The organism is Variovorax sp. SRS16 (genome assembly GCF_901827165.1).
Classification (GTDB): domain Bacteria; phylum Pseudomonadota; class Gammaproteobacteria; order Burkholderiales; family Burkholderiaceae_C; genus Variovorax.
In genome coordinates this window covers 1,018,576-1,034,597 of record NZ_LR594666.1, presented here as the reverse complement: position 1 = coordinate 1,034,597, position 16,022 = coordinate 1,018,576, and the positions used below count along the sequence as shown (strand labels likewise).

The window sequence follows — 16,022 nt, the reverse complement described above, 5'->3', positions numbered from 1 at the left end:
TACGGCGCTGCGCCGGCGAAAACATTCACCGGAAGCACTAGCCGAACGGAGACGGCGCGGCGCCGGCAAGGCCAGGGCAGGCCATAGGCTGTACGCTGGAATAAGTGAGAGCTTGCATCGCGCAGGCCGCGCAGGCCGCGCAGGCGCAAGCTACGCGATCACTTCCTGCAGTTGCCGCCCATCGAGACGGAGCCGTCCTTGCACTCGGTCAGCATGGGTTCGTCGCGCGAGCGCGCCGGCGCCGTGGCGGCGGAATCGCTGCGCGCATACACGATCTTCCTGGTGCCGAGATCGCACGAACCGACGACCTTGCCTGCGACCTGCGCGCCCGCGTCGACCGTGGCGAGCGTGTAGCCGACCACGCCGGAGGCCTTGATCTTGGCGTCGATCTGCGCGCTGATGTCCTCGCAGGTACTGGCCCTGCTGGCGGCGCCGGCGAGGAGCAGCGCCACCATCACGATCGTCCGGACAGGCGTCTTCATGGCGAACAGTCTATCGCTGCCCCGCCTTCGCACAAGCCCGGCCTCACCCGCGCGTCGCGGCGACCGTCCTCACGGCGCTCAGGAACGCCGCCGTGGCCGGATGGAGGGGCGATCCCTGGCTGGTCATGATGGACACCGGATGCAGCGTCGCCGACAGGGTCAGCGGCAGGATCTGCAACTGGCCGATGTCCACGAAGCGCCGCGCCACGCCGCTCGGAATCGCGGACAGCATCTGCGTCTGCCGCACGATTTCCACCAGCGTGAGGATCGACGATGTCTCGACCGCGACCCGCGGCGCCGCGGCCTTCAGCGCCGCGAGGCCGCTGGCGACCAGCGTGTAGAGCTGGCCGGTGCGCGCCGGCAGGATCCAGTCGAAGCGGTCGAGCTGGGCCGGCGTCCAGTCGGTGTCCTGCAGCAGCGGATGGCCGATGGCGCAGACGATCACCGTCGGCTCCTCGAATAGCATTTCGCAGGTGAAGGGCCGCGAGCCGGGCGACGAGGTCGCGCGGCCGATCACGCAATCGAGCTGCCCCTGATCCAGCAAGGGCAGCAGGCTGGTTTCCAGCCCTTCCTGCAGGCTCAGCTGAATGCCCGGGCGCAGCTTGCGCAGCAGCGTCGCGGCGTCGGGCACCAGCACCGTGCCGGCGACCGGAAAGACGCCGACCCGCACCCGCCCTTCCCAGCCGTTGCGAAGGGCCGCGATCTCGGCATGCGCCGCGTCCATGTCGGCGAGGCCCTTGCGCGCCCAGTGCAGCAGCACCTCGCCGTAGGGCGTGATCTCGATGCCGTGCGCGGTGCGCTCGAACAGCCGCGCCTCGAAGATGGACTCGATCTCCTGCAGCAGCTTGCTGGCCGCGGGCTGGGTCACGAACAGGTCGCTGGCAGCCTGGCGGATGTTCTTGCGCCGGGCCAGCGCCTCGATCACCACCAGGTGGCGCACGCGCAGCCGCGCGCGCACATGGCCGAGCGAAGGCAAGGGGCCGTGGGCGTCGAGAGCGTCGGCGTTCGTCTCGCGGGTCATCGCCGCATTCTGCAGCACGCTCCCTGCGCCTTCCCGGGGGTTATATGCGTATTCATTTTGAACATGCCCGTCGATGGCGGCGGCCGCGGCTCCTATGCTGGGGCGATCCATCCATCCTTCGAGGTTCCGCTTGAAACGTCTTCGCCTGCCCCTTCCCTTCACGTGCAGCGCCGCCTGCGCGCTGCTGCTCCTGGCGCCGTGGGCCCATGCGGAGATCACCGTGGGCGTGGTGCTCAGCATGACCGGCGCCGCGTCCTCGCAGGGCATTCCCGAGAAGAACATGATCGCGCTCCTGCCCGACAAGCTGGGCGGCGAGCCCGTGAAGTACATCGTGCTGGACGATGCCACCGACCCGACCCTGGCACTCAAGGACGCGCGCAAGCTCGTGAGCTCGGACCAGGTCGACGTGCTGATCGGCTCCTCCAACACGCCCAATGCGCTGGCCCTCGCGTCGGTCGCGCTGGAGAGCAGGACGCCGCAGGTGTCGCCGGCACCGATGGACGTGCCCGCGAACCAGCATCCGTGGGTCTTCGTGGTGCCGCAGTCGGCCGACCTGATGATCGATGCGGTGCTCGAGAACATGAAGAAGAAGGGCATCAAGACGGTCGGCTACATCGGCTACTCGCAGCCCTGGGGCGACCAGGTGCAGCACAGCCTCGCGACCCTGAGCGGCAAGTACGGCATCCAGCCGCTCAACGACGAGCGCTTCGAGCGCACCGACAGCTCGGTGGTGGCGCAGGTGGTCAAGACCATGGCGCTCAAGCCCGATGCGATCCTGATCGGCGCCACCGGCACGCCGGCAGCGCTGCCGCACCTGACGCTGGTCGAGCGCGGCTACAAGGGACCGATCTACCACACGCACGGCGTGGTCAACGACGACTTCCTGCGCGTCGGCGGCGCACGGGTCGAAGGCGCGCTGGCGCCGATCGGGCCGGTGGTGGTGTTCAAGGATCTGCCCGACAGCGACCCGGTGAAGAAGGTATCGAAGGACTTCTCCGCGCTCTACACCAAGGCCTACGGCGCGGGGCCGGTCAACGCCTTCGCGACCTGGGCCTACGACAGCTACCTGCTGCTCGACAAGGCCTCCGCCGTGGCGTTGAAGAAGGCGAAGCCGGGCACGGCCGAGTTCCGCGCCGCGCTGCGCGATGCGCTCGAGAACAACACGGCCGGACTCGTGGGCACCAACGGCATCTACAACATCACGCCCACCGACCACAACGGCCTGGACAAGCGCGCGCGCGTGATGGTGCGCGTATCCCACGCCGACTGGCGGCTTGCGGAATGACCGAGGCTCATGTCCCCTACGGCGGCTACTGGTGTTCGCCCTTCGCGCGCTGGCAGGGCGGCCTGTCGCATCTTCATGCGCTGGAGTTCGGCGCCTGGCTCGCGCGCGAGTCCCTCGCGGAACGCGACATCGACGCCGCGCTGATCGACAGCGGCGTGCTGGGCACGACGATTCCGCAGCGCGGCGCCTTCTACGGGCTGCCCTGGGTCGCGGCACTGGCCGGGATGCCGCATCTGGCCGGGCCGACGATCGCGCAGGCCTGTGCGACCTCGGCGCGCTGCGTGTCGCTGGCCTCGCAGGAGGTCGCATTCGGCGCCTCGCAATGCACGCTCGTCATCACGGCCGACCGGGTGTCGAACGGGCCGCAGATCTACTACCCCGATCCGCGCGGCCCCGGTGGGGCGGGCGAGAACGAAAGCTGGGTGATGGCGAATTTCGAGCGCGACCCCTGGGCCGGCGTTCCGATGGTTCGGACCGCGGAGAACGTCGCGGCCCGCTTCGGCATCGGCACCGAGGCGCAACACGAACTCGTGCTGCAACGCTATGCGCAATACGGTGAGGCGCTGAAGGACGACAGCGCCTTCCATGCGCGCTTCATGCGCCTGCCCTTCGCGGTGCCCGATGTGGCATTCCGCAAGACCGTCGCCACGCTGCAGGGCGACGAAGGCATCCATGCCACCACACGCGAAGGCCTCGCGCGCCTGCGGCCCGTGATCGAAGGCGGGACGGTCACCCATGGCGCGCAGACGCATCCCGCGGACGGCAGCGCCGGCATGCTGGTCGCATCGCGCGAACGCGCGCGGCAGCTCACGCGGCGGCCCGAGATCGAGATCCGGATCGTCGCGACGGGCCAGGCGCGCACCGACATCGCGGCGATGCCGTATGCGCCGGTGCCGGCAGCCCGCGAAGCGATGGCGCGCGCCGGGCTGCGCTTCGACGAACTGCATGCGGTCACCACGCACAACCCCTTCATCGTCAACGACATCGTGCTGGCCCGCGAGACCGGCCTCGACGCGATGGAGATGAACCGCTTCGGCTGCTCGCTGGTCTGGGGCCATCCGCAGGCACCGACCGGATTGCGGGCGATCATCGAGCTGATCGAGACCCTTGAAATGCGCGGCGGCGGGCACGGCCTGTTCACCGGCTGCGCGGCAGGCGACAGCGCGATGGCGGTGGTGGTCGAGGTCACGGACACCCGCGCATGAGCGACTACGCTTCGTTCGCCGCGCTGTTCCGCGGCACGGTGGTCGAGATGCTGTTCGAAGCCGCCACGCACACGCCCGCGCGCCAGGCGCTGGTCTGCGATGGCAAGGTGCTGAGCCATGCCGAGTATGCCGATGCCGTGCTCGCACTGGCGCGCAGGCTCGCGGTGCCGGGCTCGCGCGGCGCCCGCATCGCGGTGCTGCTGCCCAGCGGCATCGATGCCTGCGTCGCGCACTTCGCGGTGCTCGCCAGCGGCGCCCAGCTGCTGCCGCTGAACCCGACCTACACGCCGCGGGAACTCAAGCTCCAGCTGGACGACGCGCAGTGCGATGCGCTGATCGCCGATGCCGCGCTGCGCCCGATGCTGGAAGAAGCCTTGCTGCACGATTCGACGATGCGGATCGTCTGGTCCGACGACGGGTTCGCGGCCACGAGCGGGCACGATGCGGACGCCGCGGGCCGCACGCTCGCGCCGCTCGAGCCCGGCCAGCTCGCACTGCTGCAATACACCGGGGGCACCTCGGGGCGCCCCAAAGGCGTCGAGCTGACCCACGCGGCGCTGCGCGCCAACGTCGAGCAGCGCGAAGCGATGCTGCCGACAAGGCCCGACACCGAACGCATCCTGTGCGCGATGCCGCTCTTCCATTCGTACGGCATGGCGATGGGGCTGTACCTCGCGGCACGTTGCCGCGGTGCGCTCGTCATCCTGTCCGCCTACCGGCGCGAAGATCTTCTGGCCACCGTGGAGCGCGAGCGCATCACCGTCTTTCCCGGCAGCCCCGCGATCTTCGTCGGGCTCATGGCCCATCCGCGCTTCGCCGCCACCGACTGGTCGAGCGTGAAGGTCTGCTACTCGGGCGCCTCGGCGCTGCCGGCCGCGGTGCTGCGGCAATGGGAAGAGACGGTCAAGGTGCCGATCTTCGAGGGCTACGGCCAGACCGAAGCGGGGCCCGTGCTCAGCTTCAACGGGCCGTCGGCGCCGGTGAAGGCGGGCTCCGTCGGCAAGCCTGTGCCGCAGACCTCGATCGAGATCGTCGACATCGAGACCGGCCGGGTGCCCCTGGGCCGCAACGCCTGCGGAGAGATCCGGGCGCGCGGGCCGCAGCTCATGCAAGGCTATCGCAACCTGCCGCTCGAAACGGCGCAGGCCCTGCGCGACGGCTGGCTCTACACCGGCGACCTCGGCGAGCTCGACGACGACGGCTATCTCTTCATCCGCGGACGCAAGAAAGACCTGATCATCGTCGGCGGCTACAACGTCTATCCGCGCGAGATCGAGGACGTGCTGCTCGAGCATCCCGCGGTGCTGGAAGCGGCCGTGATCGGCGAGGCCGACGGCTACCGCGGCGAGACGCTGCACGCCTTCATCGCCCTGCGCGAAGGCATGACGGCGAGCCGGTTCGAGCTCGACGCGCACTGCGCACGCAACCTCGCGAAATACAAGCTGCCGGCGAAGATCAGCGTCGTCGACCGGCTGCCCAAGACCTCGGTCAACAAGATCGACAAGAAGGCATTGCAAGTCGCACCGATCAACGATGCGACCGCCGAAACCGCCACAACAGGAGATTCCCCGTGCTGATCTGCGTCATCGAATTCGCAACCATGCCCGGCATGGAGCAGCGCAACCGCGATCTCGTGACCGAGCTGCTGGTCGAAGCCGGCAAGCTGGACGGCTTCATCTCGAAGGAAAGCTTCACGAGCCGCGACAACCCGGGCAAGGTCGTCACGCTCTCCTATTGGCGCGACGCCGAGGCGCTGCGCGCCTGGATGCACAACGCCGAGCATCGCAAGGCGATCCCGCTCGGCAGGAAAGAACTCTTCACGCACTACGTGATCCAGATTGCAGAGGTGGTGAACGACAAGTCGTGGACGCGGCCGGCATAGGCCCTGGCCGATGGCGCCTGGCAATCCTCAAGCAATGTCAATTGGATTGCGGCACGAGGTTCGCAACACTAGAGTCGGCATCCATGTCAAAGACTCCAGGGCGGACGCAGGGCTCGGCTCCTCGGATCGATCGCTGGAGATCGATGCAAAGGAAAGGCCAAGCATGGGGTTCTGGACAACGATCGTCGCGACACGATGGGCGCGCGCCATGCGCTTTAGGTCGATCGAGGATGTCTCACCGCACGAGCTGTTCGGCTATCTGCTGAGCGCCAACCTGGCGCTGCTGGCGCGCGACAACTTCAATCAATTGCCGAGTGGGCTTTCGCAAGCGCGCATCCGCCATGTTCTCGCGACGCGCTGGCGCGTGAGTTCGTCCCACGCGTGCGTGCGTGTCATCGAGCAGCGACGCAAATGGCTGGGTTTGACCACGCCCGCGGAAGACGAGGCGCTGTCGGCCTGGCGCAGCGGAAGGATCGTCGATTCGGAGTGCTACGGCGCGCTGCACGACACTTGCATCTTTCTGTCGCTGCGCGCCCGCGTCGTCGGCATGCAGGAAATCTCCGAGCAGCACCTCTGCGCGATGGCCTGGGACATTCAGCAGGTCGCGTACCTGGTGCGGCTCGGCGTTGCCGCGGGGTTCGTGTCGCGCGGACGCGCGGAGAACACCCTGGCCGGACTGCAAAGGGAAGCGCGGATGCACTATTCCTCGTGGCGGGACTATTCGCTGTCGACCCTCATCGGCATGGGCTTGCGCCGGGAGGTCGACGCGTACGACAGCGAGACGTGGTGGCGTATCGCGCGCAGCCACAAGATGCTGCTCGAGGATCGGCATACGCCGATCTCGCACGCGGCCCCTTGGGGACCGCCGAATTCCCAGGCGGACCCGAGGTCCGTCCATTCGCTGCGTCTCGTGCATGCGTCGCCGCGGCCGGCAAGGGCGCAGCGCGCGCAACAGCATGAGCCCCGTCCGAACCCTTCTTCACCGATCAGGAGCAAGCCATGAGCATTCTCGCCAGCATTCTTTCCAGGATCCTGCCGTCCGCATCCGCGGCGCAAGTGCCTGCCACGCCCACCGCGCCCGCTCCGGCCGCCGGCAGCACGGTCGCAGCGCCGCCGCCGGCCATCACGCTGGTCGATGTGGAGGCATTGCTCGACGGCATGCCGGGCGCACAGGCATTGAACTGGCGCACGTCGATCGTCGACCTCATGAAATTGCTGGGCCTGGACAGCGGCCTCGAGGTGCGTCGTCAACTTGCCGCCGAACTGAGCTATGGTGAGGACACCAGCGACACCGCGAAGATGAACATCTGGCTGCACCGCCAGGTCATGACCAGGCTCGCGGCCAATGGCGGCAAGGTGCCGAGCGAATTGCGCAACTGAGCATCGGCACCCTTTCAACTCGATTCCATTCAGGAGAAACACCATGGGACTGCTCGATGTACTGCAACAGGTGGTCGGCGGCAATGCCGAAAAACACTTCGACGAGGTCGCGCAGAACGCGTCGCCCGATCAGCTCGGCGCGGGACTCGCCGCCGCGATGCGTTCCGACCAGACGCCGCCCTTCAGCCAGATGGTGGGGCATCTCTTCGGCCAGTCGTCCGCCTCTCAGCAGGCGGGCGTGCTGAACCAGATCCTCGCCACGCTCGGCCCGGCCGCGCTGTCGGCGGCGGCCGGCGGTGCGCTGGGGCGCGTCCTGCCGCCCGGCCAGACGCAGCTGACGCCGGACCAGGCCAGCCAGCTGTCGCCGGCACAGGTCACCGAGATCGCGGCGCACGCCGAGCAGGCCCATCCCGGCGTGGTCGATCAGGTGAGCCAGTTCTATGCACAGCACGCGGGGCTCATCAAGGTGCTCGGCGGCGCCGCGCTCGCCGTGACGCTCGCGAAGATGAAAGAGCACGCGACCCAGGGTTGAACCGAGGCGATCTCTATTCGGCCGATGGTCGAATGAGCACACGCCACTCGGAAGGCATCAAGCCGATGGTGCTCCGATCCGTTGCGTCGTAATGGCGCACGGTCGGCTCGCGGTCCAGAAGCTTGCCGCGGTCTGCCGGATCGATGGTGGACTTCAGGACATCGTCGCCCACGTGCGCGCGGATGTGCGCCATCGAATGCCAGACCGAGACCACCGACACCTCCGTGCTTCCGTCACCGAGGTCGCGGAACAACGCAGCGGCACGCTGACAACCCGGGACAGCCCGGTATTCGGTGAGCTTGGTGCGCTCCAGGTATTCACGGCATTCCTCGCGCAGTGGCGTCAGTATCCAGAATGTCCACGCGCGGAGGATTGAGCTCATTGAAAGTGTTGCGATTGATGGGATGAGCGTCAGCGCTCGAGGTGGGACAACTTCCGTGAGCCATTGGCCGGCCCGTCTTGCTCATGATGCGTCGGGTTGACTTGTTCCTGACAGGAAGGAAGTCGCGCTTGCCGCGCCGGCCGTGGACTGCGCACAGTTTCGCCGATCAACTCGTGCGAAAGTTCCGACGATCTGCCTGGACTCTCAGGAAGTGTCAATTCGATGGCGGCCAGGCGACCCCGTCTCTACATTCGGTGCATGGACAGGCTGATCGCGCTGCATGACATGGTGAAGCGAAGCCGGGATGCACTCGTCGAGGCGCGCGCCGATCTGATCGAAGCGCTTGGCGATCATCTGTGCGGGGGCGGTTCAGCGCCGCATCGTGCGCACGTCGATGCACTGCAAAAATTGCGAGAAGCTCATCACGAAGCAGGGTTGCGCTATGCCGCGTACGTGAAGGTGCTGGGTGCGGATATCGTCGAGCGCGCGCAACGCGCCCGGGCATGAGGCTGTCGAACGAGCGCGCCCTCTGCCGTTTCCTTGTGCGCTCTATGCGATGGCAGCGATCAGATCGATCTCGACCGCCGCTAGCGGACTGCAAATCCTTTCACCATGTCGGCGGGTTCGAGCACTTGCGCCACTTCCACTCGATCGACGCGCGCTCCCGCCGGACCGCGGCGCGCCCAGTCGGTCAGCGCATCCACGGCAGAGGCATCGCCCCAGGCAAGCGCCTCCACGCTGCCATCCACGCGATTGCGCACCCAGCCGTTGACACCCAGCCGGTTGGCGGCCTGGACCATGGACCAGCGGAAGCCCACCCCCTGGACATGCCCGTGGATGATGAGATGTGCCGATGCCACCGCCCTACTCCACCGTCACGCTCTTCGCCAGATTGCGCGGCTTGTCGACGTCCGTGCCGCGCGCACAGGCCGTGTGATAGGCCAGCAGCTGCAGCGGCACCACGTGCAGCAGCGGCGACAGCGCGCCGTAGTGCTCGGGCATGCGGATCACGTGAAGGCCTTCGCTGTTTTCGATGTGGGTATCGCTGTCGGCCAGCACATAGAGCACGCCGCCGCGCGCGCGCACTTCCTGCAGGTTGCTCTTGAGCTTCTCGAGCAGCGCGTCGTTGGGCGCCACGGTGACCACCGGCATCTCGCTGGTGACCAGCGCGAGCGGACCATGCTTGAGCTCGCCGGCCGCGTAGGCCTCGGCGTGGATGTAGGTCACTTCCTTGAGCTTGAGCGCGCCTTCGAGCGCGATCGGATAGTGCAGCCCGCGGCCGAGGAACAGCGCATGTTCCTTGCGCGCAAAGTCCTCGGCCCAGCTGATGATCTGCGGCTCCAGCGCGAGCACCGACTGCAGCGCGACCGGCAGGTGGCGCATCTCCCTGAGATAGCGCGCTTCGTCGTCTTCGTTCAGGCGATGCTTGGCCTGCGCGAGCGCCAGCGTGAGCAGGAAGAGTCCCGCCAGCTGGGTGGTGAAGGCCTTGGTGGACGCAACGCCGATCTCCACGCCGGCACGCGTGATGTAGGCGAGCTTGCATTCGCGCACCATCGCGCTGGTCGCGACGTTGCAGATGGTGAGCGTCTGTTCCATGCCGAGCGACCTCGCGTGCTTGAGCGCGGCGAGCGTATCGGCCGTCTCGCCCGACTGGCTGATGGTCACGACCAGGGTCTTCGGATCGGGCACGGAGTCGCGGTAGCGGTATTCGCTGGCGATCTCGACCTGCGTCGGGATCTTCGCAATGCCCTCCAGCCAGTACTTGGCGGTGCAACCGCTGTAGTAGCTGGTGCCGCAGGCAAGGATCAGCACCTTGTCGATGTCCTTGAAGACGCGCCATGCGGCCGCGCCCGGCGTGCCATCGCCGGCGACGCCGTCGAACAGTTCGGGAACGACGCCCTCGATGCCTTCGAGCGTGTCGGCGATCGCCCTCGGCTGCTCGAAGATTTCCTTCTGCATGTAGTGCCGGTAGGGGCCGAGTTCCGCAGCGCCGCTGTGCGCGACGACGGTGCGCACGGCTCGCGTGACCGGCCTGTGGTCGCGATCGACGATCCAGTACTTGCCCGGCTGGATGTCGGCCACGTCGCCTTCCTCGAGGTACACGATCTGGTCGGTCACGCCGGCCAGCGCCATCGCGTCGCTGGCGAGGAAGTTCTCGCCGGCCTCCTGACCCACGCCCAGAATCAAGGGCGAGCCCGCGCGCGCGCCGACCACACGGTGCGGCTCGTCGCGGCAGATCGCGGCGATGGCGTAGGCGCCCTGCAATTGCTTCACGCTCACCTTGACGGCCTCGAACAGGTCGCCGTCGTAGTGGCTGTCGATCAGGTGCGCGATGACTTCGGTGTCGGTCTGGCTTGCGAACACGTAGCCCTTGGCCTGCAATGCAGCGCGCAGCGGCTCATGGTTCTCGATGATGCCGTTGTGGACCAGCGCCACGCGGCCCGGTCTTGCCGACTCGGCGTCCGCGCCGGGGCCGTGGCTGAAGTGGGGATGGGCGTTGTGCACTGCCGGCGCGCCATGCGTGGCCCAGCGCGTGTGGGCGATGCCGGTGCCGCCTTCGATGCGGTCGTTGCGCACCTGGGCGAGCAGATCGGCGACGCGGGAGGTGGTTCGGGCCCGCTGGATGCCACCCGAATGAATCGCCACGCCACAGGAGTCGTAGCCGCGGTATTCGAGGCGCTGAAGCCCCTGCACGAGGATGGGAACGATGTTGCGACCGGAAACGGCGCCGACGATGCCACACATGGCTGCTCCTGTTGGATGAGATCGGCAGCGATGGTAGGGTCAACAATATGAAATCGAATTACGATTTCTCTCTATTTCTGATTCTTGATTTCTTGCTTTCCTAGATATCAATATTTATTTCATTATCATCGTATTCATGAAATCTGAATCCACAGACGAAATCGACCGCCGTCTGCTCGACGCCCTCCAGCACGACGCCTCCGAGAGCAACCAATCGCTCGCGGAACGCATCGGCATTTCTGCACCGACCTGCCTTCGCCGCATCAGGCGCCTGCGCGAGGCGGGCTGGATCGAACGGGAGGTCGCGATCCTGCGTCATGACCGCGTCGGCGCGCTGCTCACGGCCGTGGTCGAGCTGTCGCTGGATCGGCAGGATGCCGCTTCGCTGGACGCCTTCGAGCAGCGGGTGGTGCAGGAAGATGCCGTGCAGCAGTGCTATCGCGTCTCGCCGGGGCCGGACTTCGTGCTGATCGTCGCGATGCGCGACATGGCCGGATACCAGGCGCTGGCGCAACGCCTCTTCACCAGCGATGCCAATGTGCGCAACGTGAAGGCCTTCTTCAGCGTCAAGCGCGCCAAGTTCGAACCGCGTGTCCCGCTGCCCGGCGCGAACTGAATCGGCGATACGGCTCTAGTCCTTCGGCCCCTTGCGCGGGCGCTCCCAGTTCGGGAAGCTCGCTTGCCGGGCGCGCGAGATCGTCAATGCGCCTGGCTCCGTGCTCTTGGTGACCGTCGAGCCGCCGCCCACCGTGCCGCCCGCGCCGATGGTGACCGGCGCGACCAGCACGCAGTTGCTGCCCACGTGCACGTCGTCCCCGATCACTGTGCGGTGCTTGTTGGCGCCGTCGTAATTGGCGGTGATGGCGCCGGCCCCGTAGTTGACGCGCTGTCCGACCGTCGCATCGCCCAGGTAGGCGAGATGGTTGGCCTTGGCACCCGCGCCCAGCGTCGAGTTCTTGACTTCGACGAAGTTGCCGATGTGCACCTCGGGGCCCAGCCGGGCGCCCGGGCGCAGGCGGGCGAAGGGTCCGATCCGCGAGCCCGCACCGACGGTCACGCCGGCCTTCTCGCCGTCGATGTGCGTGAACGGATGGATCACCGTGCCGGCCTCGATGCGCGCGTTCGCGATCACGCAATTGGCGCCGACGCGCGTGCCTGCACCCAGCGACACGGCGCCTTCGAACACGCAGTTGACATCGATCTCGACATCGGCCTCGCAGGCCAGCGTGCCGCGCAGGTCGAAGCGCGCCGGATCGGCCAGCCGGATGCCTTGCGCCATCAGCGCGTCGGCCTGGCGCAGCTGATAGGCGCGCTCGAGCGCCGCGAGCTGCGCGGGACTGTTGACGCCGGCCACCTGCAGCGCGTCCTCGGTGCGGTGCGAGACCACCGGCACGCCATCGACGGTGGCGAAGCTCACCACGTCGGTCAGGTAGTACTCGCCCTGCGCGTTCTTGTTGTCCAGGCGCGCGAGCCAGGTCTTCAGCAGCACGGCCGGGACCGCCATCACGCCGGTATAGATCTCGCGGATCGCGCGCTGGGTCTCGCTCGCGTCCTTTTCCTCGACGATGGCCAGCACTTCGCCGTCCAGGCCCTGTGCGCCCTCGGCACGCACGATGCGGCCATAGCCGGTCGGGTCGTCGACCTGGATCGTGAGCAGCGCGAGCCGCCGACCCGCGCTTTCCGCGACCAGCGCGCGCAAGGTCGCCTCGGAGATCAGCGGCACGTCGCCCGAGAGAACCACCACCGTGCCGTCGTCCGGCAACAGCGGCGCTGCCTGCTGCACGGCATGGCCGGTGCCGAGCTGCGGAACCTGGCGCACGAACACCGGCCCGTGGCCCTCGCCGATCGCCGTTTCGACGTCGTTCGCGCCATGGCCCGTCACCACCACCACATGGCGCGCACCGAGGCGCGCCGCGGTTTCCAGCACGTGCGCCAGCAGCGCGCGTCCGGCCAGGCGATGCAGTACCTTGGGCAGGCTGCTTTTCATTCGCGTGCCCTTGCCGGCCGCCAAGATCACCACATCGAGCGCGGGTGTGTTGCTATCGTTCAGGGCAAGCGGATCGGACATGTGCGGCGGCGGTTCGGTTGGGGGCTGGATTATCGCGGACGGCGTGTCCGGCTTCTCCGGAGGGCTTCAGGCTGGCCGACCATGCTCGGGACGGCCTCGAAGACCGTTCAAATTTCGCGGTCCGCTCGTTCAAATCCATGCCGGCCGAATCTGGAACCTGCCAATTTCCAACATAATGTATTACACAGAGGGCATCGACCGAGGCGTCCGGTTCGCAACGCTTTTCCCTGGACCGAGCCGCCGCCCCACCAGCCCACCCGAGAATGCAACAAGGTCAGGACACGCATACGCGACGATGAATTTCACGGGGCCGCCACTTGGCTGCCATGGCGGAATTCGATAGAAAAATGAACATCATTCAGCGCATATTATTCAAGCTCGGGTCATTGATCCAGGAGGCCGAAAGTGCCTGGACCCTGTCGACATTGCGCTCGTGCGGCTCCTCGGTACGAATTGATCGCCGTGTTTTCATCTGGGGAACGGATCGGATGGACGTTGGGAGCAACGTGGATATCAATGGATACACCGTCATCTATGCCGCCGGTGGCGTTCGCATCCATGACAACGCCTTGATCGGCGCAAATTGCGTCATCACCAGCGTGACGCATCCGGTCGATCCGACCGAGCGACATCAGCTTGTTTTTTCTCCCGTCGAGCTGCAGAGCAACTGTTGGCTGGGCGCCGGCACCATGGTCATGCCGGGTGTCACCATCGGAAAGAATTCAATCATCGCGGCCGGCAGCGTGGTGACCAAGGATGTTCCCGACAACTGCATTTGCGCCGGCGTCCCGGCCAAAATCATGCGCTATCTCGATTCGTCTCATTGAGCAGGTGACACATGTACTCCGTGATCATTCCCACTTACAACCGCCACTCCGATCTGTACAAATGTCTGAGTTGCTTCTCGGAATATTTCACCGTCCCGGAATCGGGAGAGCAACCCTTTACCGTTGAAGTGATCGTCTCCGACGACGCCAAACAGAATGAGCTGAAGGAATACCTGTCGGCGAATTTTCCCTGGGTCCGGTACTTCGAGGGACCCAGTCGAGGCCCGGCTGCGAATCGCAATAACGGCGCAGCACAGGCAAAGGGAGAATGGCTGGTATTCACGGACGACGATTGCCTGCCAGGCAGGGGATGGCTGCACTCGCTTCACGACATGGCAAACCAGGCGACGGTGCTGGAGGGAAAAACAATTGCCGAACGCCCCAGAGAGCGCCTCGACGAAGAGTCTCCCATCAATTTTGGTGGCTACCTCTGGTCATGCAATTTCGCAATAAAAAAATCCCTCTTCGATTCGTTGCACGGTTTCGATGAGAATTTTCCTTTTGCAGCCATGGAAGACATGGATTTGAAGAAACGGATAGACGATGAGGGAGCGAAGATAATTTTCGTGCCGAATGCGGTGGTGACGCACCCCTGGAGAAGATCACGTGGCATGGCGTTCTGGGGCAAGCAGCAAAAGAGCGAATTTTATTTCTGGGAAAAGCACAAGAACCTGGCACCCGCATCGCTTCCAAGGTATTACGCTTACCTGGGCTTGCGTTCGCTGGTCAAGATAACCATTCCGGGGGCGCTCAAATACCGATGCCGCGGATTGAGAAACGCAATCGAGCACGATGCGTGGCTTTTCAGCCAATCGCTCAGGTTCTTGCTACGCCGCCCCCCGAAGTCATCGCGCGGCTGACTACCTGTCGCCGTCTGCTCCGCTCACCTGGCCCGTGGACCCGTCTGCCGGCACCTGCCGACGCCACTCCGGCAGCCGCAGCGTGAGCAACAGGTACTGGTAGCTGGCGTGGGCCATCGCGGTGGCGAGGTTGAAGCCGAGTGCGGCGCGCAGGTCGGCGACGCCGAAGACCCATAGATACAGCACCTGCACGGCAAGGATGAAGCCGACGCCATAGCCCTGCTTGGAGGTGGCCCCACGCACCGTCAGCGTCCTGAAGGCGAGGTTCGAGGCATTGTTGAGCATGGCGGCCAGAAACACGATCCACACGTACGGCGCCATGGACTGGTACTGCCGCCCGAGCAGAATGATCCAGTACTGCGGCAGCATGATTGCCGAGAGCTCCATCAGCGCCATGGCCAGCAGGTACAGGCCGTGCACGCGCACCACCGTGGACGCCAGGGCCGGCCCCTCGGGCGAGCGGGCCAGCACCGGGAACAGCAAGGTGCCGGTGATGCGGTCCACCACCAGCAATACCATGGCCAGGCGACCGAAGGCGCCCACTTCCGCAAGCATGTTGGAGGTGCCGAGCAATGACACCAGGAACACCGTAATGACGCCCTGGACCTGGAAGAAAATGGCGGGCAGCACCAGCGGCTTCGCGATCTGGATCACCTGGGCGTCCACGCGCTTCACATCGGCAGCATCGAGCCTGAAATCGGCGATCTCGTGTGACCTGAATGCCCTGCGATAGAGCGTCACGGCGACAAAGCTCGCCGCCGCGGTGGCGGCCACGATCCCGGCCATCGACCACGACGTGATCGGCAGCAGAAGCACGACCGCGACGAAGGAGATCCGCACGATGTTCGTCGTGAAGCCGATGCGGTTCAGCGTCGAGATGTGGCCAAGGATGACCAGCACCGTGTTGCCGTAATGCTCTCTGAGCGCCAGCAGCACCACGAACAGCATCAGCACCGAGCCCAGGAAATAGCCGCCGCCGAACCACCCGTGCTCCCTGGAGGTGTAGAACCAGTACGGCCCCACGATCATGAGGCCGAGCCCCAGCAGCAGCCAGCGCTTGCGGAACACCTGATGGCAGGCGCCGACGACCCAGGGCACCTCGCGGCTTCGCTGGCCGACGACCGGCAGGCAGCAATGGGAGAGGCCCAGATCGGTCACGCCCAGCACCAGCGTCATGCAGGCGAGGAGGAAGGTGTAGGCCGCGTACTGGTCCTTCGGCAGCACGTTGACGATGAGCAGCCCGGCGATGCCTCCGAGCACCACACCCAGGGATTCGACACTGCCGACGATGGCGATCTGGCGCAGGCGGGACAGGATATTCACGGATGGGCGGCGGTCATGAGAATGGCCGGC

At 66.1% G+C, this 16,022-nt stretch carries 18 protein-coding genes; 11 read left to right on the top strand and 7 right to left on the bottom strand.

Annotated features, from left to right (window positions below):
• Positions 1-158 precede the first annotated feature (158 nt).
• Both E5P2_RS04995 and E5P2_RS04990 read right to left on the bottom strand, forming a co-directional pair.
• Positions 159-482, bottom strand: a complete 324-nt coding sequence (locus E5P2_RS04995; protein ID WP_162566053.1) for a DUF1161 domain-containing protein — start codon at positions 480-482, stop codon at positions 159-161.
• Positions 483-525: 43 nt separating this feature from the next.
• A complete protein-coding gene (locus tag E5P2_RS04990) occupies positions 526-1,503 on the bottom strand; it encodes a LysR substrate-binding domain-containing protein (RefSeq protein WP_162566052.1) in 978 nt (325 codons plus the stop codon).
• 130 nt (positions 1,504-1,633) lie between these two features.
• Here E5P2_RS04990 and E5P2_RS04985 point away from each other — a divergent pair, with 130 nt between their 5' ends.
• The 7 genes from E5P2_RS04985 to E5P2_RS04955 all read left to right on the top strand — a co-directional run bounded on the left by E5P2_RS04985 (position 1,634) and on the right by E5P2_RS04955 (position 7,787).
• The gene (locus E5P2_RS04985; protein WP_232080580.1) at positions 1,634-2,788 is read left to right on the top strand and encodes an ABC transporter substrate-binding protein; all 1,155 of its coding nucleotides are present in this window, start codon (positions 1,634-1,636) and stop codon (positions 2,786-2,788) included.
• The gene (locus E5P2_RS04980) at positions 2,785-3,993 is read left to right on the top strand and encodes a thiolase family protein (protein ID WP_162566050.1); all 1,209 of its coding nucleotides are present in this window, start codon (positions 2,785-2,787) and stop codon (positions 3,991-3,993) included. Before E5P2_RS04985 ends, E5P2_RS04980 begins: the two co-directional genes overlap by 4 nt.
• Positions 3,990-5,570, top strand: coding sequence for an AMP-binding protein (locus tag E5P2_RS04975; protein WP_162566049.1), 1,581 nt, complete (start codon positions 3,990-3,992; stop codon positions 5,568-5,570). Before E5P2_RS04980 ends, E5P2_RS04975 begins: the two co-directional genes overlap by 4 nt.
• The gene (locus E5P2_RS04970) at positions 5,564-5,875 is read left to right on the top strand and encodes an antibiotic biosynthesis monooxygenase family protein (protein ID WP_162566048.1); all 312 of its coding nucleotides are present in this window, start codon (positions 5,564-5,566) and stop codon (positions 5,873-5,875) included. The genes E5P2_RS04975 and E5P2_RS04970 overlap by 7 nt, the downstream gene beginning before the upstream one ends.
• 163 nt (positions 5,876-6,038) lie before the next feature.
• Positions 6,039-6,878, top strand: a complete 840-nt coding sequence (locus E5P2_RS04965; RefSeq protein WP_162566047.1) for a DUF1266 domain-containing protein — start codon at positions 6,039-6,041, stop codon at positions 6,876-6,878.
• Positions 6,875-7,255 (top strand): DUF3597 domain-containing protein, encoded by a 381-nt coding sequence (locus tag E5P2_RS04960; RefSeq protein WP_162566046.1) that lies wholly within the window; start codon positions 6,875-6,877, stop codon positions 7,253-7,255. Before E5P2_RS04965 ends, E5P2_RS04960 begins: the two co-directional genes overlap by 4 nt.
• 43 nt (positions 7,256-7,298) lie before the next feature.
• Positions 7,299-7,787 (top strand): hypothetical protein, encoded by a 489-nt coding sequence (locus E5P2_RS04955; protein WP_162566045.1) that lies wholly within the window; start codon positions 7,299-7,301, stop codon positions 7,785-7,787.
• A gap of 13 nt (positions 7,788-7,800) precedes the next feature.
• Here E5P2_RS04955 and E5P2_RS04950 read toward each other — a convergent pair whose 3' ends face one another.
• Positions 7,801-8,169, bottom strand: coding sequence for a putative quinol monooxygenase (locus tag E5P2_RS04950; RefSeq protein ID WP_162566044.1), 369 nt, complete (start codon positions 8,167-8,169; stop codon positions 7,801-7,803).
• A 258-nt stretch (positions 8,170-8,427) separates the two neighbouring features.
• Between E5P2_RS04950 and E5P2_RS04945 the strand changes: the two genes are divergently transcribed.
• Complete coding sequence (locus E5P2_RS04945; protein WP_162566043.1) at positions 8,428-8,676, top strand: hypothetical protein; 249 nt, start codon at positions 8,428-8,430, stop codon at positions 8,674-8,676.
• Between the two features lie 80 nt (positions 8,677-8,756).
• Here E5P2_RS04945 and E5P2_RS04940 read toward each other — a convergent pair whose 3' ends face one another.
• Positions 8,757-9,029: an acylphosphatase gene (locus tag E5P2_RS04940; protein ID WP_162566042.1), complete on the bottom strand. Its 273-nt coding sequence runs from the start codon at positions 9,027-9,029 to the stop codon at positions 8,757-8,759.
• Between the two features lie 4 nt (positions 9,030-9,033).
• Complete coding sequence (gene glmS, locus E5P2_RS04935) at positions 9,034-10,914, bottom strand: glutamine--fructose-6-phosphate transaminase (isomerizing) (RefSeq protein WP_162566041.1); 1,881 nt, start codon at positions 10,912-10,914, stop codon at positions 9,034-9,036.
• A 136-nt stretch (positions 10,915-11,050) separates the two neighbouring features.
• Here glmS and E5P2_RS04930 point away from each other — a divergent pair, with 136 nt between their 5' ends.
• Positions 11,051-11,530 (top strand): Lrp/AsnC family transcriptional regulator, encoded by a 480-nt coding sequence (locus E5P2_RS04930; RefSeq protein WP_162566040.1) that lies wholly within the window; start codon positions 11,051-11,053, stop codon positions 11,528-11,530.
• 15 nt (positions 11,531-11,545) lie between these two features.
• Here the strand turns inward: E5P2_RS04930 and glmU are convergent, their stop codons facing one another.
• Positions 11,546-12,982, bottom strand: a complete 1,437-nt coding sequence (glmU, locus tag E5P2_RS04925) for a bifunctional UDP-N-acetylglucosamine diphosphorylase/glucosamine-1-phosphate N-acetyltransferase GlmU (protein WP_162566039.1) — start codon at positions 12,980-12,982, stop codon at positions 11,546-11,548.
• A gap of 347 nt (positions 12,983-13,329) precedes the next feature.
• On the opposite strand from glmU, the gene E5P2_RS04920 reads away from it, so the two are divergent.
• Positions 13,330-13,809, top strand: coding sequence for an acyltransferase (locus E5P2_RS04920; RefSeq protein WP_162566038.1), 480 nt, complete (start codon positions 13,330-13,332; stop codon positions 13,807-13,809).
• Positions 13,810-13,820: 11 nt separating this feature from the next.
• The gene (locus E5P2_RS04915) at positions 13,821-14,669 is read left to right on the top strand and encodes a glycosyltransferase family 2 protein (RefSeq protein WP_162566037.1); all 849 of its coding nucleotides are present in this window, start codon (positions 13,821-13,823) and stop codon (positions 14,667-14,669) included.
• Here the strand turns inward: E5P2_RS04915 and E5P2_RS04910 are convergent, their stop codons facing one another.
• Positions 14,670-15,992 (bottom strand): hypothetical protein, encoded by a 1,323-nt coding sequence (locus E5P2_RS04910; protein ID WP_162566036.1) that lies wholly within the window; start codon positions 15,990-15,992, stop codon positions 14,670-14,672.
• Between the last annotated feature and the right edge of the window lie 30 nt (positions 15,993-16,022).

Bases quoted from the DNA above. Each gene is read 5' to 3' on its own strand.
- E5P2_RS04915 (WP_162566037.1), top strand. From the start codon at position 13,821: ATGTACTCCGTGATCATTCCCACTTACAACCGCCACTCCGATCTGTAC.
- E5P2_RS04960 (WP_162566046.1), top strand. From the start codon at position 6,875: ATGAGCATTCTCGCCAGCATTCTTTCCAGGATCCTGCCGTCCGCATCC.
- E5P2_RS04990 (WP_162566052.1), bottom strand. From the start codon at position 1,503: ATGACCCGCGAGACGAACGCCGACGCTCTCGACGCCCACGGCCCCTTG.
- E5P2_RS04975 (WP_162566049.1), top strand. From the start codon at position 3,990: ATGAGCGACTACGCTTCGTTCGCCGCGCTGTTCCGCGGCACGGTGGTC.
- E5P2_RS04950 (WP_162566044.1), bottom strand. From the start codon at position 8,169: ATGAGCTCAATCCTCCGCGCGTGGACATTCTGGATACTGACGCCACTG.
- glmS (WP_162566041.1), bottom strand. From the start codon at position 10,914: ATGTGTGGCATCGTCGGCGCCGTTTCCGGTCGCAACATCGTTCCCATC.
- E5P2_RS04980 (WP_162566050.1), top strand. From the start codon at position 2,785: ATGACCGAGGCTCATGTCCCCTACGGCGGCTACTGGTGTTCGCCCTTC.
- E5P2_RS04920 (WP_162566038.1), top strand. From the start codon at position 13,330: ATGAACATCATTCAGCGCATATTATTCAAGCTCGGGTCATTGATCCAG.
- E5P2_RS04930 (WP_162566040.1), top strand. From the start codon at position 11,051: ATGAAATCTGAATCCACAGACGAAATCGACCGCCGTCTGCTCGACGCC.
- E5P2_RS04955 (WP_162566045.1), top strand. From the start codon at position 7,299: ATGGGACTGCTCGATGTACTGCAACAGGTGGTCGGCGGCAATGCCGAA.
- glmU (WP_162566039.1), bottom strand. From the start codon at position 12,982: ATGTCCGATCCGCTTGCCCTGAACGATAGCAACACACCCGCGCTCGAT.
- E5P2_RS04995 (WP_162566053.1), bottom strand. From the start codon at position 482: ATGAAGACGCCTGTCCGGACGATCGTGATGGTGGCGCTGCTCCTCGCC.
- E5P2_RS04965 (WP_162566047.1), top strand. From the start codon at position 6,039: ATGGGGTTCTGGACAACGATCGTCGCGACACGATGGGCGCGCGCCATG.
- E5P2_RS04945 (WP_162566043.1), top strand. From the start codon at position 8,428: ATGGACAGGCTGATCGCGCTGCATGACATGGTGAAGCGAAGCCGGGAT.